The 22937-nt window shown below is 63.9% G+C and carries 24 protein-coding genes and 1 pseudogene; 11 read left to right on the top strand and 14 right to left on the bottom strand.

Going from position 1 to position 22937, the window contains the following annotated elements:
• Nucleotides 1-258: 258 nt before the first annotated feature.
• The 3 genes from K8374_RS03710 to K8374_RS03700 all read right to left on the bottom strand — a co-directional run bounded on the left by K8374_RS03710 (nucleotide 259) and on the right by K8374_RS03700 (nucleotide 2399).
• On the bottom strand, nucleotides 259-1164 hold the full coding sequence (locus K8374_RS03710) for an alpha/beta fold hydrolase (protein ID WP_084857103.1): 906 nt from the start codon (nucleotides 1162-1164) through the stop codon (nucleotides 259-261).
• A 172-nt stretch (nucleotides 1165-1336) separates the two neighbouring features.
• Nucleotides 1337-2023 (bottom strand): LrgB family protein, encoded by a 687-nt coding sequence (locus K8374_RS03705; protein WP_224457972.1) that lies wholly within the window; start codon nucleotides 2021-2023, stop codon nucleotides 1337-1339.
• On the bottom strand, nucleotides 2013-2399 hold the full coding sequence (locus tag K8374_RS03700) for a CidA/LrgA family protein (protein WP_224457971.1): 387 nt from the start codon (nucleotides 2397-2399) through the stop codon (nucleotides 2013-2015). Before K8374_RS03700 ends, K8374_RS03705 begins: the two co-directional genes overlap by 11 nt.
• A 96-nt stretch (nucleotides 2400-2495) precedes the next feature.
• Here K8374_RS03700 and K8374_RS03695 point away from each other — a divergent pair, with 96 nt between their 5' ends.
• Nucleotides 2496-3386 carry a LysR family transcriptional regulator gene (locus K8374_RS03695; RefSeq protein ID WP_224457970.1) on the top strand — a complete coding sequence of 297 codons (891 nt, stop codon included), beginning with the start codon at nucleotides 2496-2498 and terminating at the stop codon, nucleotides 3384-3386.
• A 187-nt stretch (nucleotides 3387-3573) separates the two neighbouring features.
• Here the strand turns inward: K8374_RS03695 and K8374_RS03690 are convergent, their stop codons facing one another.
• Nucleotides 3574-4029: a flavodoxin gene (locus K8374_RS03690; RefSeq protein WP_224457969.1), complete on the bottom strand. Its 456-nt coding sequence runs from the start codon at nucleotides 4027-4029 to the stop codon at nucleotides 3574-3576.
• A 103-nt stretch (nucleotides 4030-4132) separates the two neighbouring features.
• On the opposite strand from K8374_RS03690, the gene K8374_RS03685 reads away from it, so the two are divergent.
• Both K8374_RS03685 and K8374_RS03680 read left to right on the top strand, forming a co-directional pair.
• Nucleotides 4133-4570: a PAS domain S-box protein gene (locus tag K8374_RS03685; protein ID WP_224457968.1), complete on the top strand. Its 438-nt coding sequence runs from the start codon at nucleotides 4133-4135 to the stop codon at nucleotides 4568-4570.
• Between the two features lie 59 nt (nucleotides 4571-4629).
• Entirely contained in the window at nucleotides 4630-5247 is a 618-nt protein-coding gene (locus tag K8374_RS03680; protein WP_224457967.1) for a hypothetical protein, read from the top strand.
• Here K8374_RS03680 and K8374_RS03675 read toward each other — a convergent pair.
• Nucleotides 5232-6173, bottom strand: coding sequence for a MerR family transcriptional regulator (locus K8374_RS03675; protein ID WP_224457966.1), 942 nt, complete (start codon nucleotides 6171-6173; stop codon nucleotides 5232-5234). The genes K8374_RS03680 and K8374_RS03675 overlap by 16 nt on opposite strands.
• 250 nt (nucleotides 6174-6423) lie before the next feature.
• Here K8374_RS03675 and folM point away from each other — a divergent pair, with 250 nt between their 5' ends.
• The 4 genes from folM to chrA all read left to right on the top strand — a co-directional run bounded on the left by folM (nucleotide 6424) and on the right by chrA (nucleotide 9182).
• Complete coding sequence (gene folM, locus K8374_RS03670) at nucleotides 6424-7116, top strand: dihydromonapterin reductase (RefSeq protein ID WP_224457965.1); 693 nt, start codon at nucleotides 6424-6426, stop codon at nucleotides 7114-7116.
• Between the two features lie 10 nt (nucleotides 7117-7126).
• Entirely contained in the window at nucleotides 7127-7423 is a 297-nt protein-coding gene (locus tag K8374_RS03665; RefSeq protein WP_084857080.1) for a DUF1244 domain-containing protein, read from the top strand.
• A complete protein-coding gene (locus K8374_RS03660; protein ID WP_224457964.1) occupies nucleotides 7416-7757 on the top strand; it encodes a HopJ type III effector protein in 342 nt (113 codons plus the stop codon). The genes K8374_RS03665 and K8374_RS03660 overlap by 8 nt, the downstream gene beginning before the upstream one ends.
• Nucleotides 7758-7862: 105 nt before the next feature.
• Nucleotides 7863-9182 carry a chromate efflux transporter gene (gene chrA, locus K8374_RS03655; protein WP_224457963.1) on the top strand — a complete coding sequence of 440 codons (1320 nt, stop codon included), beginning with the start codon at nucleotides 7863-7865 and terminating at the stop codon, nucleotides 9180-9182.
• Nucleotides 9183-9314: 132 nt separating this feature from the next.
• Here the strand turns inward: chrA and K8374_RS03650 are convergent, their stop codons facing one another.
• From K8374_RS03650 to K8374_RS03635, 4 genes are all read right to left on the bottom strand, one after another.
• Nucleotides 9315-10223 (bottom strand): alpha/beta fold hydrolase, encoded by a 909-nt coding sequence (locus K8374_RS03650; protein WP_224457962.1) that lies wholly within the window; start codon nucleotides 10221-10223, stop codon nucleotides 9315-9317.
• Between the two features lie 218 nt (nucleotides 10224-10441).
• Nucleotides 10442-11653, bottom strand: a complete 1212-nt coding sequence (gene fabV, locus K8374_RS03645) for an enoyl-ACP reductase FabV (protein WP_224457961.1) — start codon at nucleotides 11651-11653, stop codon at nucleotides 10442-10444.
• Nucleotides 11654-11792: 139 nt separating this feature from the next.
• Nucleotides 11793-12326, bottom strand: a complete 534-nt coding sequence (locus tag K8374_RS03640) for a cytochrome b/b6 domain-containing protein (protein WP_224457960.1) — start codon at nucleotides 12324-12326, stop codon at nucleotides 11793-11795.
• Nucleotides 12326-12592: a PepSY domain-containing protein gene (locus K8374_RS03635; RefSeq protein ID WP_084857069.1), complete on the bottom strand. Its 267-nt coding sequence runs from the start codon at nucleotides 12590-12592 to the stop codon at nucleotides 12326-12328. The genes K8374_RS03640 and K8374_RS03635 overlap by 1 nt, the downstream gene beginning before the upstream one ends.
• Before the next feature lie 214 nt (nucleotides 12593-12806).
• Here K8374_RS03635 and K8374_RS03630 point away from each other — a divergent pair, with 214 nt between their 5' ends.
• Complete coding sequence (locus K8374_RS03630; protein ID WP_224459262.1) at nucleotides 12807-13985, top strand: acetyl-CoA C-acetyltransferase; 1179 nt, start codon at nucleotides 12807-12809, stop codon at nucleotides 13983-13985.
• Nucleotides 13986-14046: 61 nt separating this feature from the next.
• Here the strand turns inward: K8374_RS03630 and metE are convergent, their stop codons facing one another.
• Nucleotides 14047-16353, bottom strand: a complete 2307-nt coding sequence (gene metE, locus K8374_RS03625; RefSeq protein WP_224457959.1) for a 5-methyltetrahydropteroyltriglutamate--homocysteine S-methyltransferase — start codon at nucleotides 16351-16353, stop codon at nucleotides 14047-14049.
• A 238-nt stretch (nucleotides 16354-16591) separates the two neighbouring features.
• Here metE and K8374_RS03620 point away from each other — a divergent pair.
• Nucleotides 16592-18040, top strand: a pseudogene (locus tag K8374_RS03620) (methylenetetrahydrofolate reductase C-terminal domain-containing protein); the annotation flags it as partial.
• A gap of 198 nt (nucleotides 18041-18238) precedes the next feature.
• Here the strand turns inward: K8374_RS03620 and K8374_RS03615 are convergent.
• Nucleotides 18239-18466 (bottom strand): hypothetical protein, encoded by a 228-nt coding sequence (locus K8374_RS03615; RefSeq protein ID WP_224457957.1) that lies wholly within the window; start codon nucleotides 18464-18466, stop codon nucleotides 18239-18241.
• A 581-nt stretch (nucleotides 18467-19047) separates the two neighbouring features.
• Here K8374_RS03615 and K8374_RS03610 point away from each other — a divergent pair.
• Together K8374_RS03610 and K8374_RS03605 are read left to right on the top strand one after the other, a co-directional pair.
• On the top strand, nucleotides 19048-19287 hold the full coding sequence (locus K8374_RS03610) for a type II toxin-antitoxin system RelB/DinJ family antitoxin (protein ID WP_224457956.1): 240 nt from the start codon (nucleotides 19048-19050) through the stop codon (nucleotides 19285-19287).
• Nucleotides 19277-19567, top strand: coding sequence for a type II toxin-antitoxin system RelE family toxin (locus K8374_RS03605; protein WP_224457955.1), 291 nt, complete (start codon nucleotides 19277-19279; stop codon nucleotides 19565-19567). Before K8374_RS03610 ends, K8374_RS03605 begins: the two co-directional genes overlap by 11 nt.
• A 427-nt stretch (nucleotides 19568-19994) precedes the next feature.
• Here K8374_RS03605 and K8374_RS03600 read toward each other — a convergent pair whose 3' ends face one another.
• From K8374_RS03600 to K8374_RS03590, 3 genes are all read right to left on the bottom strand, one after another.
• Nucleotides 19995-20198 (bottom strand): hypothetical protein, encoded by a 204-nt coding sequence (locus tag K8374_RS03600; RefSeq protein WP_169898427.1) that lies wholly within the window; start codon nucleotides 20196-20198, stop codon nucleotides 19995-19997.
• Between the two features lie 1704 nt (nucleotides 20199-21902).
• Nucleotides 21903-22523 carry a hypothetical protein gene (locus K8374_RS03595; RefSeq protein ID WP_224457954.1) on the bottom strand — a complete coding sequence of 207 codons (621 nt, stop codon included), beginning with the start codon at nucleotides 22521-22523 and terminating at the stop codon, nucleotides 21903-21905.
• 167 nt (nucleotides 22524-22690) lie between these two features.
• Nucleotides 22691-22867 (bottom strand): hypothetical protein, encoded by a 177-nt coding sequence (locus K8374_RS03590; RefSeq protein WP_224457953.1) that lies wholly within the window; start codon nucleotides 22865-22867, stop codon nucleotides 22691-22693.
• Nucleotides 22868-22937 lie beyond the last annotated feature (70 nt).

Below are 22937 nucleotides of genomic sequence, written 5' to 3'. Positions count from 1 at the left end.
ACGCAGCCGATCGCGGGGCAAGCCCGCTCCTACAGGGGCACTTTTACTCAAAACGTAAAGGTGAATGTCGGAAGCGGCTATTTTTCCTACGCCATCAAGCGCTTATTCTGATCTCACTGGCTGGCACGAAGGGCTCTACCCCCTGCCTTTCGCGCCTGCAAGGTTCACCGACGTTGATTTTGAAGCTCCTTGATCTAACGTCTCGATTGGCCGCTGCATCTGCAGCGGCCTTTTTTTATGCCTGCAAGAATCACCCCGCTACGACCAGGCGACCTTCTGCGGGGCATAGCTCACAGGCTGCTCGCGAAACGCCAGGTAGTGCCGCAACACCTGGTGTGGTGCCTCGGTATGCGGGTAATGCCCGATACCCGGCAATGCTACGGTGTCTGCCGCCGGCACCAGTTGCCGGTAGCGCTCGAGCATGCGCGCGCCGGAGATCGGGTCGGCCACACCGTTGATGAAGCGCAGCGGCACACAGCGGCGCAGCAACGCGCCGACCCAACGCTCGCGGTGCTGCCTGCGCTCGGGCAGATAGCCGATCAGCTTGTGCAGGATGCGCGTGCCCTGGTTGGCGACGATCAGGCTCCAGTAATCGTCCAAGGCGCTTTCGCTGGGGTGGGTGCAGGGGCCATAGATATGGCTGACATTGCGCACCAGGTCGTCGCGCCCGAAGCTGCGGCCCACCAGCCAGCCCAACGGGCTGAGCAGCAGTTTCTGCACCAGCAGCACCTGGTAGCACTCCGGGAACAGGCCGCTGTTGAGGAACGCGCAACTGGCGATTTCGATGCGCAGCTCGCAGTGCCGCGCCAGCAGCTCCTGGGCGACGCTGCCGCCATAATCGTGGGCCAGCAGGTGCACGGGCTGGTCGACGTCCAAGTAGGCGAGCAGTGCCTGTTGCAGGTCGGCCTGCTCCATGAGGCTGTAGTCATGGTCCAGGGGCTTGGCGGAATCGCCGAAGCCGAGCATGTCGCAGGCGATCACGCGAAAACGTTGGGTCAAGGGCGTCCACAGGTAGTGCCAATCCCAGCTGGCCGTGGGGAAACCGTGTAGTAGCAGCAGTGGCTCTCCTTGCCCTGCAGTCCAATAGCGGATGGTCTGGCCCCGAAAGGCAAAATTCTGGGCTCGGGTACGCCAGACGCACAAAGGTATCTCTGCCAGTGGCATCAGAATTGTCCCGGTGGTTACGTGTTGGCGAAAAGGCGGGCGGCGTTCGCGGCCCGCCCTTGGGCACTTGGATGTGCGCTCTATGTAGAGGCTCAGTCTAGTCAGACCACCGGGTGGCGGAACTTGCGTTGGCAGCCAGCTTGCTGGCTTTGCGGGTCAGGGGTACGAACGGTCAGAGCAGCATGGCCAGCAATGGGGCGGCGAACAGGTTGAGCAGGCCGGTCAGGACCATGACCAGGCCGGCGACCGAGCCTTCCTCGCGCCCTACCTCCTGGGCCCGGCTGACGCCTGCGCCATGGGCCCCCACGCCAAACAGCGCCCCCCGGGCCAGGGGCGTGCGCAGCGGCAGCACACGCAGCAGGATGCCGCCGAACATCGCACCCAGCACACCGGTGAACATGACGAACACGGCCGTCAGCTCAGGTACACCGCCTAAGTCCTGGGCCAACGGCATGGCGAAAGGCGTGGTGATCGAGCGCGGCACCAACGACAGGCTGACCGCATCGTCCAGCGCCAATAGGTGCGCCAGGCTCCAGGAGCTGCCGATAGAGGCCAGGCTGCCGGCGAGCATACCGACCAGCAACGCCGGCCAATGGCGCGCCAGCATTGCCCGTTGCTGCCAGATCGGCACGGCGAAGGCCACGGTCGCCGGGCCTAGCACCCCCATCAGCCAGTGGGTGTTACGGGCGTACTCGGCGTAGGCGGTGTGCAACGGCACAGCGACGGCCAACAGCACAGCCGGCACCAAGATCAGCGGTGACAATACGTAGCGCCCGCTGCGGCGATACAACCAACGGCTGCCGAGGTAGGCAAGCAGTGTCAGGGCGAGCCAGAACAGCGGCATGGGTTCAAGGCTCATGACGCAACCTCCAGCGGCATACCAGCTCCACCGTGACGGCCGTGACCACCATCACCAGCACGGTGCTCATGGCGATCACCAGCAGGATGCGCCAGCCCTCGCTGCGCAGCAGGCTGCCGTAGTCGAGCAGGCTCATCAGGGCGGGAATGAAGAACAACAGCATCTCCGCCATCAGCCAGCCGGCACCCAGCTGGAGCATGGACGGCTTGAGCACGCCGAAGGCGAACAACAGCAACAGCAGCGCCAGCCCCATCACCCCACCGGGAATGGGCCAGCCGAGCCAGGTGGACAGCTGGCCGCCGAGCAGGAACAAGGCCAGCAACACCGCCAGTTCGGCGAACAGGCGCAGGCTTTTTTTCAGTAACGCAGGGTTCATCAGGCAGGTCCTCGAGAGGCTCCTATTCTAGATTTGCGCTGTCCAGGCCAGAAGCGAATTGTTAGACTTGCATCCATTCCAAAATGGAATTCGATCATGGAATTCAAACAGCTGCGCAGTTTCATCGAAGTGGTCCACCGCGGCGGCTTCACCCAGGCGGCAACGACCCTGCACATCAGCCAGTCTGCCGTGAGCAAGCAGGTCGCCCAGCTCGAACAGGACATCGGCCAGCCCTTGTTGGAGCGCCAGGGCTCGCAATTGCACCTGACCGCGGCCGGGCGCATCGTCCTGGAGCGAGGGGAAGCCTTGTTGCGCCAGCGTCAGGAACTGCAGAGCGAACTCGACGACCTCAGCCACATGGCCCGCGGCGAGCTGCGCCTGGGCCTGCCCTTGCTGGGCAGCGATGCGTTGTTCGCAGGGCTGTTCGCCGAGTACCGCCGCCGGCACCCGAATATTGCGATCCAGCTACTCGAAGGCGGCAGCCGTACCGTGGAGCAGGCGGTGAAAAGCGGCGAACTGGAGCTGGGCGGCAGCCTGACGCCCAGCGACACGGCGTTCGACTACCAGCCGTTCTGCAACGAGCCGCTGGATGCGCTGCTGCCCCAGGGGCATGCCTTGGCAGGGGCTGCGCAGGTCGAGCTGCAGCAACTGGCCGATACGCCGTTTCTGCTGTACCAGCGCAGCTTCGTGCTCAATGATCGGCTGCTGAGCGCGTGCCAGCAGTTGGGGTTCACCCCGAAGGAAGGGGGGCGTAGTGGGCAGGCGGATTTCCTGGCGGCGCTGGTGGCCGCCGGGCAAGGGGTGGTGCTGTTGCCCAGGGTGGTGGCCCGGGGCCTGGAGCGGCCCGGGGTGGTACGGGTAGCGCTGGGCGAGCCGAGCCATTTGCGCTGGGATATTGCGTTCATCTGGCGGCGTGGCGCGTACCTGTCGCGTGCGGCGCAGGCGTGGTTGCAGTTGGTGCGCGAGCATCCGGCGATCAGTGACTAGCCTAGGCGCTGGAACATCGCCGCCCCCTTGAGCGGCCTCGTGCCGCGATCGGCTGCTCAGCAGCCGCAAACCGGAGATTTACCTGACTCATCAAGATGGCAGGTTCTACGGCTGCTGCGCAGCCGATCGCGGCACGAGGCCGCTCCTACAGGGAAGGCGGTGTAGGCCAGGCGTGCGATGGCTGGGGTCAGGCTTTGAGTGCAGCCATGAAGTCTGCCAGCCAAGGCTCGGCATCGGCCTCGGGCGTCACGGTCTCGCTGGCATCCAGGCGCAGCATCGGCTGCACTTCCCGCACGCCCAGCTCAGCGAACAGCTCGCGCATCTGCTCGCCGCCGCCGCAGAAGGTGTCGCCATAGCTGGAATCGCCCAGCCCGATCACCGCCCCCGGCAAGCCACGCCAGGCGGCCGGCAGGGTATCGCGAAGGCTGCTGTACAGCGGCATCAGGTTGTCGGGCAGCTCGCCCATGCCGGTGGTCGAGGTCACGGCCAACAATGCCTCCGGGGCGAAGCCCTGCAGATCCTGCAAGGTGGCGCGGGCAGCGTGCCAGGCTTGGAAACCGGCAGCCTTGAGCAGCGACTCGGCGTGACGGGCGACTTCTTCAGCGGTGCCGTACACGGAGCCGGAAATAATGGCGACTTTCATCGGGCAGAGGATTCCGAAACTGAGTGAAAACGTAGGATACTAGCATTCACCAGTGGCAAAAGGCCGCCTTCCACCAAAGTCCCCTCACGCCAATGGCCCGGACATGATCAACGCGCAACTGCTGCAATCGATGGTCGATGCCTCGAACGACGGTATCGTGGTCACCGAACGGGAAGGCGACGACACCATCCTGATCTACGTGAACGCAGCCTTCGAACGGCTCACCGGCTACACCCGCGACGACATCCTCTACCAGGACTGCCGCTTCCTCCAGGGCGACGACCGCGACCAGCTCGGCCGCGCCCGGATCCGCCGGGCACTTGCCGAAGGCCTGCCGTGCCGGGAAGTGCTGCGCAACTACCGCAAGGATGGCAGCGCGTTCTGGAACGAGCTGTCGATCACCCCGGTCTACAACGCCGCCGACCAACGCACCTATTTCATCGGGATCCAGAAGGACGTCAGCCGCCAGGTCGAGCTGGAACGGGAACTGGCCGAGGCCCGGGCGCGACTGGGCCGGCAGGAACCCGACGAACGTAGCTGAACGAAGCGCCTTGGACGCTGTCCATCACCTTGAAGAAATCATCACCTTCGAGCCCGATCATGCAAGCCGACGCCCTCCTGACCCAGGACGAACTGGACTTCATCCAGGACATGCAGTATTCGCCCCAGTTGAACCTGGCCGACCCCATGTCGAGCCTGCTGGTCAATGGCGACCGTCGAATCCAGGCATTGCTGACCCGCCTGGTGGCCAACGAGCAGGTCCAGCTCCAGGCGCAATTCAACAACCAGCAGATCAGCTTCCCGCTGCAATTGGTCGAAGATGAATTCCATGCCCTGCACCTGCAGCTGGGCTCACCGGAAATCTACGAGAACGGCCCCAAGCCACGCCCATGGCGCATGACCCTGGAACAACCGGCAGCCCTTCTGGATGCACACGACCAAGCCAGCGGCCTGTGGGTGCGGGAAATTTCTTCCAAGGGCGTGCTGGTGCAGATCCGCGACCTGCCCACGACTCCCGCTGACTTCGACCTGCGCTTCGCCCCCGAGGGCATCCCGGCCATCCATCTGCACGGCACGTTGCGCCGGCGCATCGGCCCGGATCTGGCCGCCTACGACCTGGGCAACAGCCCGCAGGAAGAGATCGAACGCCTGCGCGAATACATTCTCCAGGCACACCGCCAGGCGCACCCGGAACTGCACGTTCACGTATCCAACTGACCGGCCAGGTACTGTCGCAGGCGCCTGCGCATCAGGCTACCCTCCGCCCCCAGGCAGGCCACCGGGCTGCCCACCAGGCTGTCCTGGGCCAGTTCCGCCGCCTCCCCCGCCAACATCACCGGGCACCCAACGCCCTGGTTCAGCTTTGCCAGGCACTTGCCCACTTGCGCCGTGGGCTGCTGGTTGGAAAACACCACCAGGGCGTGGGGCGCCAGGCGCTCGCAGACCAACGCCAGCTCCTCCAAGGGCTGCCCGGCCGGCAACACCGTGACGCCCACTTCCTCGCTGCCCAGCAGCAGCCCCGCCACCAACAGCTCCAGTTCCTGGCATTGGCCTGACAAGGGCGCCAGCACCACGCGTCGACTCCAGGGTTCCCGGGCCAGTTGCAGGCGCAACAGCACCCGGGCCCGCAGGAACTGGTCGAGGAACAGCCATTGGCTGGCGCGCCCGAAACCGTTCTGCCCCGCGCGCAAGGCCTGCCAGGCCGGCATGAACACCTCACCGAACACCTGGTCCAGGGCGTAATTGGCGAACACCTGGTCGAACAATCGCTCCAGCGCTGCGCCATCGAAGCGCTGGGCGGCCTCCTGCACCTGCATGCGCCAGCGCGCCCGCTCATGTTCACTACCGGAGCCCTGGGCCTCCTGCGCCAGCGCCTGGTCGCGCGCCAGGATGCTGCCGACCTTGCTCACCGCCACGCCGCGCTCCAACCAGCCAAGGATGCTGCGGATATTGTCGATGTCGGCCTGGGAATACAGCCGATGGCCGCTGTCGGTGCGCGTCGGCTGGATCAGGCCGTAGCGACGCTCCCATGCTCGCAAGGTCACGGGATTGACGCCCGTCAGGCGGGCCACCTCGCGAATTGGAAACAGCTCCTGGTGCTCCAGGCCCGCGACGCCCAGGGGCGTTTGAAGCTGACTGATCATGTGCACGGGCACCCTGTATCCTGATGATTGAACGCATTCTACGATGGCTTGGGTCGAGGTCCAGCACAGCCCGCCCGCCGGTGGACGGTCAGCGGACCACGCTCAGAGGCAAGCGCTGCCTGATTCGTTCATAAAAGTTGCGCGCACGTGATGCGGCCGCCCTGGTTCCGGGCGCGAGCGCACAAGAGGGAAACAGTTCGGGTATGCTGGGGCCATCAATGCACGGACAGACAAGTTGACTGCCTCGAACATGAACAGCCCAATCCTCGTTACCGGCGCCAGCCAGCGCGTCGGGCTGGCCCTGGCCCTCGAACTGGCACAGGCCGGCCACACGGTGGTCAGTGCCAGCCGCAGCATCCACTCGCACACACCACACCCGAACATCGTCCAGTTCCGGGCCGACCTTTGCCAGGAGGCCGACCGCCAGGCCCTGATCGACTACCTGCAGGCCAACCACGACGGCCTGCGGGCGATCATCCACAACGCATCGCTGTGGCTCGACGATGGCCTGGACAACCTGCAGACCATGTTCCGCCTGCACGTCGAGGCGCCTTACCACCTCAACCTGGCCCTCGGCGAGCTGCTGGCCAAGGTGGAAAAGGCCGATATCATCCACATTTGCGACGAAACCTCCTCGCGAGGCAGCAAGAGCCATATCGGCTACGCCGCGACCAAGGCCGCACTGCAGAACATGGTGCTGTCGTTCGCTGAAAAATACGCGCCGAAGGTGCGCGTCAACGGTATCCTTCCTGGCCTGCTGATCCTCAAGGAAGGCGGCGACGACGCCTATCGCCAGCAGACCCTGAAGAAAGCCCTGCTGGAATTCGAGCCCGGCGCCCGCCCGCTGATCGAGGCGGTGATGTTCCTGCTCGAAAGCCAGTACAGCACCGGCAGCCAGGTGGTCATCAACGGTGGCCGCCACCTGAAGAACCGCATGACCTGAGGGAAGCCCCATGACCCCGCAACAACAGCTCGAACTCGAAGCCGCCGCGTTCCGGCGCCTGGTCGAACACCTGCAAAAACGCACCGATGTGCAAAACATCGACCTGATGAACCTCTCAGGTTTCTGCCGCAACTGCTTGTCCAAGTGGTACAAGGCCGCCGCCGACGAACGTCAGATCGAGGTGAGCCTGGATGACGCCCGCGAGCGCGTGTACGGCATGCCCTACGCCGACTGGAAGGCCCAGTACCAGAAAGAAGCCAGCGCCGAGCAACAAGCTACGTTCGAAAAAGGAAAGCCCCGTGACTGATCTGACCACCCTGCGCGCCAGCCTCGCCAGCGGCGAGCATGTATTTGCCGATACCCTGGCGTTCGTCGCCGCCCACTACAGCTACCAGCCACAGGCCTTCGACAATGGCGGCGTGGCCAACGCCGCCGGGCAGAACGAAGGGTCGTGCAAGACCCTGGGCCTGGCCTTGCTCGAAGGGTTGAGCGACCAGGAAGCGTTGCTGGCGTTTGGCGAGCACTACCGCAGTGTGCTGGCCACCCCTGAAGGGAGCGACCATGCCAATATCCGTGCGCTGATCAAGCATGGGCTGGCCGGGGTGAAGTTCGCGGCGCAGCCACTGACCCGTAACGCCTGACATCACCGCCCGATGGCCGGCAAGCCGGCTCCCACTGGCCGTGAGGGAGCCGGCTTGCCGGCGATCGGGAGGGCACAGCCCTCCCCTGCCCCTGGATAGACCTGCATGCAGACCGAGCACCCTATCCCCTTCCGCCAGGCCATGCTGTTCTGGCTCAAGCTGGGCTTCATCGGCTTCGGTGGCCCCGCCGGGCAGATCGCCCTGATGCACCGCGAGATCGTCGAGCGACGCCGCTGGCTCAGCGAGTCGCGCTTCCTCCACGCCCTCAACTACTGCATGTTGCTGCCCGGCCCCGAAGCCCAGCAGTTGGCCACGTACCTCGGCTGGCTGATGCACCGCACCTGGGGCGGCATCGTCGCTGGCGGGTTGTTCGTCCTGCCGTCGCTGTTCATCCTCATCGGCCTGTCGTGGATCTATGTCGTCCACGGCCAGCAGCCGGTGGTGGCCGGCCTGTTCTACGGGCTCAAGCCCGCGATCACCGCCATCGTGCTGCAGGCCGCGTGGCGCATCGGCTCGCGTGTGCTGCACAACGCCGCGCTGTGGGCCATCGCCCTGGCGGCGTTCGTGGCCTTGTTCGGCGTGGGCCTGCCGTTCCCGGTGATCGTCATCGGTGCCGGGGTGCTCGGCTACCTGGGTGGGCGCTGGCAACCCCAGCTGTTCCAGACCGTGCGCACCAGCGCCGGGCAGCAATCGGTGGCCGAAGAACCTTCGCAGCAGCCGGAGCACACCCGCTTCCGCTGGCCACGCCTGCTGTGGCTGGTGGCCTGTGGCGCCGCGCTGTGGTGCCTACCGATGGCCGCGCTGACGTTGCTGTTCGGCTGGGAGGGTACCTTCACGCAGATGGCCTGGTTCTTCACCAAGGCCGCCTTGCTGACCTTTGGTGGCGCCTATGCGGTGTTGCCGTATGTGTATCAGGGGGCGGTGACCTACTACGGCTGGCTGACGCCGACGCAGATGATCGATGGGCTGGCCTTGGGCGAAAGCACGCCGGGGCCTTTGATCATGCTGGTGGCCTTCGTCGGCTTCGTGGGCGGCTACGTGCAGGCGCAGTTCGGCGCCGACCAGGCGTTCCTCGCCGGCGCCCTGGCGGCGTGCCTGGTGACCTGGTTCACCTTCCTGCCTTCGTTCCTGTTCATCCTGATCGGCGCGCCACTGGTGGAAAGCACACGGCGGCAGCTGCGTTTCACCGCGCCGCTGACGGCGATCAGCGCGGCGGTGGTGGGGGTGATCGTCAACCTGGCGCTGTTCTTCGGCTACCACGTGTTCTGGCCCCATGGGTTCGGCGCGGGGGTCGATTGGCTGGCGTTGCTGATTGCGGTGCTGGCGGCGGTGGGGTTGCTGCTGTTCCGCCGCGGGGTGCTGGAGGTGTTGATCGCTTGTGCGCTGGCGGGGTTGCTGGCGACGCTGTATGGGTATCACGTTTGAAGTCAGCAGGGCCGGCCCAATCGCGGGACAAGCCCGCTCCCACAGGGGCCGCAGCAACGCCGAAAATGCCGCAAGCAACCACGGGCCTCGTGGGAGCGGGCTTATCCCGCGATTGGGCCGGATCAGGCAACCTCAACCGATGACTCGTCCCGGCACCTGATCGGGCAGCCCACCCTGCTGCAACCAGGCCAAGGCAATCGGCCACAGGCTTTCGCGGAAACGGTCGTGGAAGAATGCGAAATGGCCGATCTCACCCGCCGAGATATCCCCGGGCGCCAGGCGCAGGTGCCGACGCTCAGCACCTTGCAGGTACCCCAACAGACGCTCGGTGGCGGCCACGGTGCCGAACGGGTCGTCGGTCAGGCTGATCGCCAGGGTCGCCGCGCGCACTCTGGCGAACGGCAGCTCGGCCAACGCCCGGCCACTGGGGCGATGCTCGTAGCGCGGCGTGCGGGTGGTCCAGTCGTGCACCACCCCAGCCGGGGTGTCTTCCATCCAGCCCAGGCGCTTGCCGGGGAAGTAGCCGCACAAGCGAGTCAGCAGCGGCATCACCAAGTGCCATTTGCCGAGCAGGCGCCAACGCTGGTCGGCTGCGTAGTCGCGCCAATAGGCGAACTGCGCGCCCACCATCACCACCCGCCGCAGCCGGCTGCCGGACGGCGCCAGGCCCACCGCACAGCCGCCGAAACTGTGGCCTACCACATCCACCGGCTGGCCGGGGAAGGTTTCAGCGGCCAGGTGCAGCATGGCTTCGAAGTCCAGCCGCCCCCAGTCGCTCCAGGACGCCTGGAAGCCGCGCAGCGACGCCGGGCGTGATTCGCCGATGCCCCGGTAGTCGTAGGTCAGCACATCGAAGCCCTGGGCGAAGAGGTAGTCGGCAAAGCGCGCGTAGTAGCGGCAGCGCACCGAGGTGGCGGCGTTGATGATCACCAGCGGGCGCTGGGCGTCGGGTTCGGCATGGCGCCAGCAGAAACCGCCGAGGGTGTAGCCGTCGGCAGCGGTGTGGTGAAAAGCGGTGGCGGGTTGGATGAGGCTGCTCATGGCGCGCTTCCTGTGCTGGTGCGCCAACGCTAGCAAAAACAAGCGGCTCGTGTGGGGCTTTTCGGGCCGCCCCACACGATCAAGGGTACGGCTGCACTTCACCTGTGGGAGCGGGCTTGCCCCGCGATCAAGGGCGAAGCCCTTGCCATGCAATCGCGTGGGCAGGGGCGGCCCAATCGCGGGACAAGCCCGCTCCTACAGGGACAGTGCGGCCGGCGTCACAGCTCGATGCAGTCGAACTTCACGTCGGTGGCCACGTCTTCGTCGTAGTTGACGTCAGCGCGCTCGAAGCCGAACAGGTTGAGGAACTGCTTCTTGTAACCGGCATAGTCGGTCAGCTGGAACAGGTTCTCGGTGGTCACCTGCGGCCACAGGGCCTTGCAGGCGTCCTGTACGTCATCGCGCAGTTCCCAGTCGTCCAGGCGCAGGCGGGCCTTCTCGTCCACCGGCATGGCAGCGCCATCGGCGCGGTACATGCGGTCGCGGAACATGCGGTCCAGCTGGTCCTGGGTGCCTTCGTGCACGCCCTTCTCCTGCATGATCTTGAAGACCATCGACAGGTACAGCGGCATCACCGGGATGGCCGAGCTGGCCTGGGTGACCACAGACTTGAGCACCGCCACGTTGGCGCCACCCTTGACCTCGGCGGCCAGTTTCTTGTCCAGGCGCAGGGCGGTTTCGTCCAGGTCTTGCTTGGCCTGGCCCAGGGCACCGTGCCAGTAGATCGGCCAGGTGATTTCCGTGCCGATGTAGCTGAAGGCCACGGTACGCGCGCCTTCGGCCAGCACACCGGCGCCGGCCAGGGCGTCGATCCACAGCTGCCAGTCCTGGCCGCCCATGACGGTGACGGTATCTTTGATTTCCTGCTCGGTGGCCGGCTCGATGCTGGCCTCGATGATGGTGTCCTTGTTGGTGTCGATAGCGGTCGACTTGTACGGCTGGCCGATCGGCTTGAGCGCCGAGCGCACCAGTTCGCCAGTCTGCGGCAGCTTGCGCACCGGCGAGGCCAGGGAGTAGACCACCAGGTCGACCTTGCCGCCCATTTCGTTCTTGATCAGCTCGATGACCTTGGCGCGGGCTTCGTCGGAGAAGGCGTCACCGTTGATCGACTTGCTGTACAGGCCGGCTTCCTTGGCGAACTTGTCGAAGGCAGCAGCGTTGTACCAGCCGGCGGTACCGGCCTTGGTCTCGGTGCCCGGCTTTTCGAAGAACACGCCCAGGGTGTCGGCCTTGAAGCCGAAGGCTGCGGTGATGCGCGCCGCCAGGCCGTAGCCGCTGGAAGCACCGATCACCAGGACTTTCTTCGGACCATCTTCGCGCACACCCTGCTTGCGGGTGGCTTCGATCTGGTCACGGACGTTGAGCTCGCAGCCCTTCGGGTGAGTCGTGGTGCAGATGAAACCGCGAACCTTGGGATGAATGATGGCCAATGTCTGTACCTCTTCAGGTTTGTGCCGAGGAAGCGCGCCGCTGGGGACGATTCCGTTTGATCAGAGGGTGAGACTACCCCCGCAGGTTATCCGACACATATTACGGAGGTGATTGGCGCGATTCAAAACAAGCTGGGGGTCAGCGCTGGTCGTCCGGCAGGCGGCGACGGCCCGTGAGCATCGATAGTGGCAGGTTCTCCCGCAGGCGCACGCTCTCCACCACCGCGGCCAACAGGTGCACGCAGACCAACGCCAGCAAAGTGTTGGCCAGAACACTGTGCAGGTCCGTGGGCCAGTCGACGCCCCACAGGGCATCGACCTCCTGGGACAGCCAACCGGTCACGCCCAACCCGACGACGCAGGCAAGCATCAACAGCATCACCAGCGCGCCGATCGGCGAATGGCCGAGACGATGATAAGGCTCGCCCGTCACCAGCGCCTTGGCATGGGCCGCCAGGCGCGACGGCGTCGGCCAGAAGTCCGCCCAGCGCGCGCTGGGCGGCCCGACGAAGCCCCAGACCAGGCGCACGGCCACGCAGCCCAGGGCGTAGTAGCCCAGCCACTGATGCCAGTCGTCACCCTCTTCGTTGAAGAAGGAATTGGCGAAGAACACCAAGGCCAGGGACCAGTGGCAGCACCTGAGCAACGGGTCCCAGAGCCGCACGCTGGCCATCAGTCATGGATCTCGGTCTTGACCGCCTTGCCAGTCACCGGGTCGTGGTAGATCTCGACCTTGCGGCCGTCCTTGTCGAAGCCGTAGATCTCGTAGCAGTTGCCCTTGGTGACCTTGAACTTGTTGATGCGATAGCCCTGCTCCTTGAGCTGGGCCTGGAATTTCTCCTGGTCTTGCCAGGTGCTTTTGTCGGCCGTGGTGCATTCGGTGGTGGCGAAGGCGGCGCTGCTTGCGAGCAGCAGGCCGACGGCGATCAGGGTCCGCATGGTGGTTGGCTCCCGTGGAAAGAAATGAACAGAACAAGCTTAGCCAGCCGCGGTGCATTTGCCCGAGGGCCTTGGCATTCTCCACGCCCACCGGCCATTCATTTGCTTTTCGGATCAATCGCAAAGAAAAACAAACTTAACAAATGAACCCAACCCGCCGATGCTGGTGCAATCCGCCGACCTGGCGCCCACCCCTTGCACGGAGAACAACAAGATGAACGACGTGGTCATCGTCGCCGCAACCCGTACCGCCATCGGCAGCTTCCAGGGGGCCCTGGCCAATGTGCCGGCCGTGGACCTGGGCGCTGCGGTCATCAAGCGCCTGCTGGAGCAGACCCAGCTGGACCCGGCCCAGGTCGACGAAGTGATCCTCGGCCAGGTGCTGACCGCAGGTGCCGGCCAGAACCCGGCGCGCCAGGCCGCGATCAAGGCCGGCCTGCCCTACAGCGTGCCTGCCCTGACCCTGAACAAGGTCTGCGGCTCGGGCCTGAAGGCCCTGCACCTGGCGGCCCAGGCCATCCGCTGCGGCGACGCCGAGGTGGTGATCGCCGGCGGCCAGGAGAACATGAGCCTGGCCCCCTACGTGCTGCCCTCGGCCCGCACCGGCCAGCGCATGGGCCATGGCCAGATGGTCGACACCATGATCAGCGACGGCCTGTGGGACGCCTTCAACGACTACCACATGGGCATCACCGCCGAAAACCTGGTGGAAAAGTACGCCCTCACCCGCGAACAGCAGGATGCCTTCGCCGCCGAATCCCAGCGCAAGGCCGTGGCCGCTATCGAGGCCGGCCGCTTCAAGGATGAAATCACCCCGATCGTGATGCCGCAGAAAAAAGGCGAGCCGCTGGTGTTCGACACCGACGAACAGCCACGCCCCGGCACCACCGCCGAGGCCCTGGGCAAGCTGCGCGCAGCCTTCAAGAAAGATGGCAGCGTCACCGCCGGCAACGCCTCGAGCCTGAACGACGGCGCCGCCGCCGTGCTGCTGATGAGCGCCAGCAAGGCCAAGGCCCTGGGCTTGCCGGTACTGGCGAAGATCGCGTCCTATGCCAGCGCGGGCGTGGACCCGGCGATCATGGGCATCGGCCCAGTGTCCGCCACTCAGCGCTGCCTGGACAAGGCCGGCTGGCAACTGGCGGATGTGGACCTGATCGAAGCCAACGAAGCCTTCGCCGCCCAGGCCCTGGCGGTGGGCAAGGCGCTGGAATGGGACGCCGCGCGCGTCAACGTCAACGGCGGCGCCATCGCCCTTGGCCATCCCATCGGCGCCTCCGGATGCCGCGTGCTGGTGACCTTGTTGCACGAGATGATCAAGCGTGATGCCAAGAAAGGGCTGGCGACGCTGTGCATTGGTGGTGGGCAGGGTGTAGCGCTGGCGATCGAGCGCTGATCTCAAGGCCCAATCGCGGGACAAGCCCGCGATTGGGCCAGAACAGGCAACTCCGCCCGCCTTACCCCTTCGCCCCCTCAACCAAGCCAGCACCACGCAGCTCCCGAGCCGCAGCCACCATGTTCACCAACGCCGCTTCGGTCTCCGGCCAGCCGCGGGTCTTCAACCCGCAATCCGGGTTGACCCACAGCCGCTCGGCCGGAATACGCAGGGCCGCCTTGCGCAACAACCCCACCATCGCCGCCTTGCCCGGCACCCGTGGCGAGTGGATGTCGTACACCCCAGGGCCGATCTCGTTGGGGTAGTTGAAACGCTCGAAGGCCGCCAACAGTTCCATGTCCGAGCGTGAAGTCTCGATAGTGATCACATCGGCGTCCATCGCCGCGATCGACTCGATCACATCGTTGAACTCGCTGTAGCACATATGGGTGTGCACCTGGGTTTCATCGCGCACACCCGAGGCGCACAGGCGGAAGGCCTCGGTGGCCCAGTCCAGGTAGTGCGGCCAGCCGCTGCGCCGCAGGGGCAGGCCTTCGCGGAAGGCGGCTTCGTCGATCTGCACGATGCGGATGCCCGCCGCCTCGAGGTCCAGCACTTCGTCACGAATGGCCAACGCCAGTTGCCGGGCCTGGGTCTCGCGGCTCACGTCCTCACGCGGGAAGGACCACATCAGCATGGTCACCGGGCCTGTCAGCATGCCCTTCATCGGCTTGTCGGTCAGGCCCTGGGCATAGGTGCTCCAGCCCACGGTCATGGCCTTCGGGCGGCTCAGGTCACCGACGATCACCGCCGGCTTCACGCAGCGCGAACCGTAGCTCTGCACCCAACCGAAACGCGTGAAGGCATAGCCGTCGAGCTGCTCGGCGAAGTATTCGACCATGTCGTTGCGCTCGGCCTCGCCATGCACCAGCACATCCAGGCCCAGCTGCTCCTGGATCTGCACCGCCTGGCGGATTTCGTTCTGCATCGCCTCGATGTAGTCAGCCTCGGCCAGCGTGCCTTGCTTGAACGCCTGCCGCGCCAGGCGGATCGCCGAGGTTTGTGGGAAGGAGCCGATCGTCGTGGTCGGAAACGCGGGCAAATTCAGCCCAGCACGCTGCTTGACGATACGCAGGGCGAAGGGTGACTGGCGCTGGCTGTCCGCCGGCTGGATCGCCGCCACCCGGGCCTGCACGGCCGGCTTGTGGATACGTGGCGAGGCAGCGCGGCTGGCCTGCACGGCGCGGCTTTGCGCCAGGGCGACGAGCACCTCGGGGGCCTGCGGCGCATCGATGGCCTTGGCCAGCACGGCCACTTCCTGGCACTTCTGCACGGCGAAGGCCAGCCAGCTTTGCAGCTCGGCGTCGAGCTGGTCTTCACGGGCCACATCCACCGGGCTGTGCAGCAGCGAGCAGGACGGCGCGACCCACAGTCTGTCGCCCAGACGCTCAGCCGCATGACGCAGCACGTCCAGGGCCTTTTCCAGGTCGCAGCGCCACACGTTGCGGCCATTGACCACACCCAGGGACAGGACCTTGTAGGCCGGCAGGCGATCGAGAATTGTCGGGAACTGCTCCGGCGCGCGCACCAGGTCGATGTGCAAGCCATCGACCGGCAGGTTGGCGGCCAGACCTAGGTTGTCTTCCAGGCCGCCGAAATAGGTGGCGACCAGCTTCTTCAGCGGCGCGCGCTGCAGAATGTTGTAGACGCGCTCGTAGGCATTCTTCCAGTCCTGAGGCAGGTCCAGCGCCAGGATCGGCTCATCGATCTGCACCCACTCCACGCCTTGGACGGCCAAGCGGTTGAAGATGGTGTCGTACAGCGGCAGCAGGCGATCGACCAGCTCCAGCTTGTCGAACTCGGCGCCCTTGGCCTTGCCCAGCCACAGGTAGGTCAGTGGGCCGATCACCACCGGCTTGACCGCATGACCCAGGGCCTTGGCCTCGTCCACCTCTTCGAACAACTGTTCCCAGCCCAGGGTGAAGGCCTGGTCAGCGGTGAATTCCGGGACCAGGTAGTGGTAGTTGGTATCAAACCACTTGGTCATTTCCTGGGCATGAGCACCGCAGCAAGTATCGCTGACACCCCGGGCCATGGCGAAGAGGGTGTGCAGGGTGGGCTTGGCATCCTGTTCTGCGCGAAAACGTGCCGGGATCACGCCGAAAGTCAGCGAATGGGTGAGCACCTGGTCGTACCAGGCAAAGTCGCCGACCGGCAGCAGCTCGATACCCGCGTCCTTCTGCACCTGCCAGTGCGCGGCGCGCAGCTCGCGGCCCACCGCGCGCAGGCCGGCTTCGTCCAGCTCGCCCTTCCAGAAGGCCTCCAGGGCCTTCTTCAGCTCGCGGTCGCGACCGATACGCGGAAAGCCCAGGTTGTGCGCCAGTGCCATGTCTTGCCCCTCAGAAACGTGAAAATGAATGAGGGAATTTTCCTAGGTACATCAGCGTGAGACAAACTCATTTCATTTGAGAGCAACTCAAGATTTCCTCATGATGTCGACCAAACCCTCGATGGGCCCTCAAGGCCCCCATGTCTCATTCAAAGCAATTCCCTACGCATCCGGACATCCTTCAACCTCCGCCCTGCCCCACAATGCCACGGTGCCCAAACCAGATACCCGACCGCCCATGAGCCAGCTGAAAACGGCGCTGCACGACAAAACCTTCGTCTGCGTCATGGAGTTCGTCCCCAAATCCTCCAGCGAGCGTTTCGCCAGCATCGAGGCCCTCATGGCGCGCAAGCACCTGTGCGGCTGGCCCATGACCGTGGCCATCGCCGACCGCGTCGGCAGCCCCTTCGAAATGTCGCCGCTGGACGCCTACAGCAGCTTCCAGCAGCCCCACCCCACCCTGCTGCACTTCTCCGGCAAGGACCGCGAACGCCATCACCTGCTCGACCAGTTGCAACAAATGGATGCCGCCGGCCTCGACCAGCTCCTGCTGCTCACCGGCGACCGCCTGCCCGGGCACGTCCCCGGCCAGCGCCCGGTGCGCTATCTCGAGTCCGTCTCCGCCCTGCAGATCGTCCGCCAGGCTCGCCCCGACTGGCTGCTGGGTGCCGGCATGCACCCGTTCAAGTACCGCGAGGAAGAAGGCGGCGCCCAGTACTTCAAGGCCGAAAAGAAACTCGCTGCCGGTGCGGACTTCCTCGCCCTGCAGCTAGGCTTCGACGCCAGCAAGCACCTCGAAGCCCTCCAGTGGATGCAGCGCCAGCCCAACCCCAAGCCCCTGATGGCCTGCGTGATGGGCCTGACCCTGGGCCGCGCGAAGATCTTCGAGCACGTCGCCGGCATCGTCGTCACCCCCTCCATGCACGACCTGCTCGCCGCCGAAGCCGCCGTCTCCAAGGCCCACGCCCAGGCCCGCAGCCTCGAGCGCCTGGCCCTGCAGATCATCGGCCTGCGCCTGATGGGCTATGCCGGCATCCACCTTTCCGGCATCCACGACCTGGAGCAACTACAGGCCCTGGAAAACGCCATCAACGACTGGCAGACCCGCCTCCATTCACTCGAACAATGGGCCCCCGCCTGGCATGCCTGCTGGCAAATGCCCGGCCTGCCCGCCGTCACCTTCCACCCACCCGGCGCCAACTGGCGCCTGGGTGAGTCCCAGGTCACCGCCTCGCCCAAGGAAACAGCGCGTTACCACCTGTTGCACGGCGCGCATTCACTGCTGTTCAGCCGCACCAACTGGCTGAGTCAAGCCTTCGGCTGGGCCGTGCAACGCCCCTTCTGGGGCACGCCCACCGGCGCCCGCGTGCTCCATCGCCTGGAACGCAGCGTGAAAAGGCCATTGCTGGGTTGCGACACCTGCGGCCGCTGCCGCCTGGAAGACACCCTCTACATCTGCCCCGAAAGCTGCCCCAAAGGCCTGGCCAACGGCCCCTGCGGCGGAACCACGCTCAACCGCTGCGAGTTCGGCGACCGCGAGTGCGTGCACAGCGTGAAATACCGCACCGCCAAAGCCGTGCAACAAACCGCCGTGCTCACCGAACGCCTCATCCCCTGCATCGAAGAAGGCACCCGCCATCGCAGCTCCTGGCCAACCTGGTTCGAAGCTCCGGCCGCTGCCGCCCCCATGCAGGAGCGGGCTGCCCCCCCGATCAGGCCCTCAGGCCGAACCCAAATCGCCAACCCAGCCAGCCACCCCAGCGACCGAGCTGGAGCACCAACCCCTCCCCAAAAACACCGCTGCCCCCTGTAGGAGCGGGCTTGTCCCGCGATGGGCCGCACAGCGGCCCCATCTCCGCCAAACCCACTATTTCAGCGCCAACACCTACACCCCGCCCCCTACCTGCTCCTCACCCAGCAGCTTCCCGCACTGCTCACCCGCCAAACGGCTAATGATCTTGATCGCCTGATGAATCCCCGCCGTGGCGCGGAAACTCAGTTGCGGCTGGTGATCACACTCCAATCGCTCGTCGTGATGCACCAGCGATTCGCCGAGCAGTTCGAGGGTCCAGACATAGCTCTGGAGGGTGGCAATGCGTTCGTGATCAGTCATGGGGCACCTGCCTTCGCGCAGGCGTTGGGTTGCCCTGGGTATGGATGGGGTAGAAACGGTGGGGTTCAGGCGCTGGCGAGGTTAGGCGGCGGAGAGCGGATGCGAGGATCCTTAATGGACTTCCAGTGGTCATGCATGAGTTCCTTTCGTTGTAGAACTGCCACCGCTCGCGGCCAAGCAAGTTGAGGTGGCAGCAGTACGCAGGTTGGCCGACCGGGACGAAAGGGGCCCGGCACACCCGAAGGTGTCCCGCGCACCACCGCCATGACGCAACATCGCGAGCACAAAAAAAGCGCCTGCGATGAAGACTGGGCGCTGTTGCGCCTTTCGATTCCGACCGGCCAAGGTCGCGTCGCCGATGTGTCGACGACATGGGCAATTTATCCCTGTGCACTGTCCAGCGCAAGACTCGCACGCCTTCAATATGGCGCTTCCTTTTGTAGGAAAGGGGCGTGCAGAACGAATCGCCTCTCTTAAGACACATCAAAGCGGCATCCGTCGGCAAAATCATGTACCGGCTTGCTCGGTAAGCCATTTCAGGTCATTGTAAAGACCAATGTCATTACAAAGAGGCCGATATCATGGCGTCCATCAATGTTCGTATCGACGACGATCTCAAAATCCGCGCCTATCGCGAGCTCGAAAAATTGGGCGTAACGCCATCTGAGCTGATGCGGCAAGCGTTGCAATATGTGGCAGAGCGCGGGCAACTACCTTTCAAACCGGTACTCCTGACTGAAGAGGATGAAGCCCTGCTCGCCACGGTTCGCGAACGCATCGCCGCCCCTCAACGGGTAAAGGTTTCGCTGGATGACCTATAACCTCGAATTCGATGCTCGGGCACTGAAAGAATGGCAAAAACTAGGCGACACCGTTCGCCAACAATTCAAGAAAAAGCTAGCTTCGGTTTTGCTCAACCCTCGGGTTGAGGCAAATCGGCTGCACAGTCTGCCGGACTGCTACAAGATTAAATTACGTAGCAGTGGCTTCCGACTGGTTTATCAGGTCATTGAGAGGGAGGTCGTAGTATTTGTCGTCGCTGTGAATAAACGCGAGCGAGAGCAAGTTTACCGCAAGGCGGCTGAGCGATTATGCGATTAATCCTCGCTGTCATGAAAATAGGGAGGTTGCCCAAACGTGCATGCACCAGGCGGGTTTCTTTCTTGGCGCCAGATAGCAAAAGTTGTCACTGGCCAACCTGTATGGTGCGGAGACAGGAATCGAATCAGGCACCTTTGGCCCAATAAAATAGGGCTTATAGATAGCCTCAAGCCACCACTGTATACCTAAACATATACCTAAAACGAAAAGTACCTCCACTTCCGCCCTTGGTATGCGACTCCATCCACCACCCCGCTCCGGGGTAGTGGGCGGCACCAATCACGTCAAGTTCGCATCAAGGTCATAGCAAGGCTGCCGGGTGAACGGATCGTTCACCCAGCCAGACGCACACGTTGTCCAAGATCGGGATGCCGGGCGTTGCTATGACAGCAGCCCCTTGCCCATGCATTTACGGGAAGCCCCGTAATTACAGCCCCATCTGCCTGATGATCCTGCGCGGTTCCATTCCATTGCGAAGCGCCCGGCTGGCGTCCATGGTCATCTGGTCGAGCGCCTTGCTCTCGAATGCCTCGGCCATGGCGGCGGCCTTTCTTACGATCAGTAGCGCCAGCTCAGGCGGGAAGGTGATCGGCTCCGGGTCGGGTAGGTAGTCGCAGTCGATAACGGACATGGTGCGGCCCTCGATATGGTGGCGCCTGATTATCTGATAACTACCCAGCATCCGGGTAGTTTGCCCACGGCTACCGGCCACCTGTCACGGCCTGCTGTCAGGGTTTTAAATTTTCGCGCATGTCATCCGTATATGTAGGTAACGCTGCTGGCGTTACCCGCCATGGTGCCACGAGCCTACCAATATCAGTCGAGACTGCCGGAATTGGTAATTTCGGCGCTCAGGGTTTCCCTGATTTGCCTGCGGGGTTTCCCCATGCAAGCCTGCTGGTTTTCCGCATCCTTGGCCGCTGGTTTGCCCCAGGCTGATATCAGGGGTACATCACTTTGGTCGCCCCCTTCACAGGCCCGGCATGTCAGGTTTTGTCAGGTTCTGAACCGCCCGATTTCTCTTGACGGGCACACTTGGAAATTCTTGACGGTTTCCGCTCCCACAGGTCAATCGGATACAGCGCCAGACCTTGCACAGCAAGGCTTACAGCCAATCCTGCTCAAGCGCCAGCGGCTGAATCCGTCAAGGCCCTGTCAAGGATTCCGTCAAGGCCTGTCAAGAATTTCGCCGCCCCTGGCCATTCTGGACGAGTAGACGCCGGTCGATGGTGGACAGCCTCCCGCGCATCAGGAAATTCACCGCTCCTACGGCATTCCACCTGCTGGTGCTGGCGCTGATCCGTCCAGAGCCTGTCCAGAATTCGGGCTTCGGCATTAGACGGGACTGTCCGCGCCAGCCCATCACGCATTGGCCCAGGCCAGGCCCGGCAGGTGAGCCAGCGAATGGGGCCACAGGCCACCGTCTATTGCCGTCTAGTGCCGGTCTAGTTCCCTCCGGCGATTCTGGAGGAGCGTATGGCCTGAGCAGACCACCACCAGCCTGGCAGCCCGGCCATTACGCGCCATAGCGCCAGCACCACCACGCAAAGCCTGCGCCGATCCGTCCAAAGCGGTCCAAAATCCGTCAGGGGTCTGTCAGGGGTATGAGACGGCCAGAGCCTCGACTTTGACGACCTCCCGCATAGGCCGGGCCTCTAACGCCCACCCGGTGCGGGTTCCGTCTCATGCCTGTCTCACATTCGGTAAAGGCCCGGTAAATCTAAGCGGCCAGCCTGCCGTGTTGATTCCAACACAGTGTGTCGTCTCCTACACGGTGGAACCTGAGAAAACCTGAGATCGGATCGGCTGGCGCTGGGCAGCGAGCATTGTGGTTTTCATGTGGTCATTCACTGCGGCATGGTGGTCACCGGAAGCCGCAATACCGTGGAAACCACAGTGGAAACCTCCACCTGGAAACCATAACTTTTGATAACAGGCAGGTCGCCCAGGTTCGCACGGAAGGTTCGCGCTATGGGGGTTGCGAACCTGTGTGCGAACCACCGGTGCGAACTGGCGCAGCGCCAGCGCCAGAATGCGTACTAACAGTGCGTACCTGGCTGCGCACCGTCGCAGGGTTGCGCACTCCGACTGCGTGACGATCGAGCGTGAAGCGCTGCGCGAACCAGGCCAGGGCACTGCCTGCTGGAGCTGCTATTTCGTGGATACCAGGGTGGATACCGAGTGATCGGTTCCGCGCCAGCGCCCCGGCCAGACGTTGACAAATGTTGACATCAGAACGGCCCGGCGCCGCCATCCGAGCGCCTGCCCTGTTAGCAAATGTTAGTGCCTGACGGGGCTGGCCAGTCCTCGATGCGACTGGCTAACGATCAATCCTTCATTTGATACCGCATTCAGCTAGCGCCTTGTTGAGCGACTGGTCGAGGGCGTATTCACCGGTGGTGCTGGCAGCCTGGTTCAGGCCCAGTGTCCGATAGATCAGCACTTTCCCGGTCTTCATCTGCGACAGGATCTGCTGGGCCTTCTCCCCGGTGGCGGCAGTGAAGGGTGACATAGCTTGAGCCGAAGCCTGCAAGGCAGTCTTGTAGGTCTTCTCCAGCATTTCTTGCTGCTTCGCGTCCCCACCATAGGCCTGCATGGCTTTCAACTGCCCCTCGGGAACATAGTCGACTGGCGTTTCACCTGTTGCGATGGTCCAAGCTGGATTTTGGTCGATCCTGATTTGCACATCCCCTACTGGAATCTTGAAGCGTCCACCGCTCCGAATTCCTACTCGCAACTCTCCATTCGCCGATTCGATGTATGGGTAGTAGTGGTTGGAAACGGTATACACGCCTCCGCCGGTGTAGAAGCTGCCCACGGTAACGCCACAGGTAGATTTGTCGGTGAACTGGTCGGTGTCACGGACTGTAATCCACTCGACTGATGGCCGTTGACCAGTTGCGCAACCGCTCAACGCAAGCGCGAGCAGCAAAATGGCAGGTGCTTTCAATTTCACGTTCCTTGTTCAGAGCAGGGTGTGCGGCCAATTGCCAGCGGGCAATATAACAGGCAACTGCCTGGCGCGCGCCAGGTCGGCGAGACAGACGATATGGTCCCAGTGAGACGGTTTGGTCTGTCTCGCGCCACGATTTCGTGAGATCGCATTTCGTGGCGCGGCAACAGTCACAGGCAGTTCTTTGTCGATTCCAGCGCCTTCGCCCTGCCAGCCCCAAAATCCATGTACCAGCGCTGATAGAACTTAACATCGCTGCCACTGGCCGATTTGGTGATCTGCAAAATCTCGTTGGTGCCCATATCGTCACCACTGAGCAGGCGGTAACCGCTTTCGGTTTCAGTCAACGTAGCCCCTGGGCGACTCTCCTGCCACTGAGGGAAGACGCACAGAGCGTATGCCTTGGGCTGCTTGGCT

The sequence above is a fragment of the Pseudomonas sp. p1(2021b) genome, assembly GCF_020151015.1.
GTDB lineage: Bacteria > Pseudomonadota > Gammaproteobacteria > Pseudomonadales > Pseudomonadaceae > Aquipseudomonas > Aquipseudomonas putida_K.
The sequence above is the reverse complement of the archived record's forward strand: the minus strand, read 5'-3'. Positions and strand labels throughout refer to the sequence as shown.

Excerpts from the sequence above, each read along its gene's own strand:
- K8374_RS03710 (WP_084857103.1), bottom strand. The coding sequence starts at position 1,164 with ATGCCACTGGCAGAGATACCTTTGTGCGTCTGGCGTACCCGAGCCCAG.
- K8374_RS03705 (WP_224457972.1), bottom strand. The coding sequence starts at position 2,023 with ATGAGCCTTGAACCCATGCCGCTGTTCTGGCTCGCCCTGACACTGCTT.
- K8374_RS03700 (WP_224457971.1), bottom strand. The coding sequence starts at position 2,399 with ATGAACCCTGCGTTACTGAAAAAAAGCCTGCGCCTGTTCGCCGAACTG.
- K8374_RS03695 (WP_224457970.1), top strand. The coding sequence starts at position 2,496 with ATGGAATTCAAACAGCTGCGCAGTTTCATCGAAGTGGTCCACCGCGGC.
- K8374_RS03690 (WP_224457969.1), bottom strand. The coding sequence starts at position 4,029 with ATGAAAGTCGCCATTATTTCCGGCTCCGTGTACGGCACCGCTGAAGAA.
- K8374_RS03685 (WP_224457968.1), top strand. The coding sequence starts at position 4,133 with ATGATCAACGCGCAACTGCTGCAATCGATGGTCGATGCCTCGAACGAC.
- K8374_RS03680 (WP_224457967.1), top strand. The coding sequence starts at position 4,630 with ATGCAAGCCGACGCCCTCCTGACCCAGGACGAACTGGACTTCATCCAG.
- K8374_RS03675 (WP_224457966.1), bottom strand. The coding sequence starts at position 6,173 with ATGATCAGTCAGCTTCAAACGCCCCTGGGCGTCGCGGGCCTGGAGCAC.
- folM (WP_224457965.1), top strand. The coding sequence starts at position 6,424 with ATGAACAGCCCAATCCTCGTTACCGGCGCCAGCCAGCGCGTCGGGCTG.
- K8374_RS03665 (WP_084857080.1), top strand. The coding sequence starts at position 7,127 with ATGACCCCGCAACAACAGCTCGAACTCGAAGCCGCCGCGTTCCGGCGC.
- chrA (WP_224457963.1), top strand. The coding sequence starts at position 7,863 with ATGCAGACCGAGCACCCTATCCCCTTCCGCCAGGCCATGCTGTTCTGG.
- K8374_RS03650 (WP_224457962.1), bottom strand. The coding sequence starts at position 10,223 with ATGAGCAGCCTCATCCAACCCGCCACCGCTTTTCACCACACCGCTGCC.
- K8374_RS03640 (WP_224457960.1), bottom strand. The coding sequence starts at position 12,326 with ATGGCCAGCGTGCGGCTCTGGGACCCGTTGCTCAGGTGCTGCCACTGG.
- K8374_RS03635 (WP_084857069.1), bottom strand. The coding sequence starts at position 12,592 with ATGCGGACCCTGATCGCCGTCGGCCTGCTGCTCGCAAGCAGCGCCGCC.
- K8374_RS03630 (WP_224459262.1), top strand. The coding sequence starts at position 12,807 with ATGAACGACGTGGTCATCGTCGCCGCAACCCGTACCGCCATCGGCAGC.
- metE (WP_224457959.1), bottom strand. The coding sequence starts at position 16,353 with ATGGCACTGGCGCACAACCTGGGCTTTCCGCGTATCGGTCGCGACCGC.
- K8374_RS03615 (WP_224457957.1), bottom strand. The coding sequence starts at position 18,466 with ATGACTGATCACGAACGCATTGCCACCCTCCAGAGCTATGTCTGGACC.
- K8374_RS03610 (WP_224457956.1), top strand. The coding sequence starts at position 19,048 with ATGGCGTCCATCAATGTTCGTATCGACGACGATCTCAAAATCCGCGCC.
- K8374_RS03605 (WP_224457955.1), top strand. The coding sequence starts at position 19,277 with ATGACCTATAACCTCGAATTCGATGCTCGGGCACTGAAAGAATGGCAA.
- K8374_RS03600 (WP_169898427.1), bottom strand. The coding sequence starts at position 20,198 with ATGTCCGTTATCGACTGCGACTACCTACCCGACCCGGAGCCGATCACC.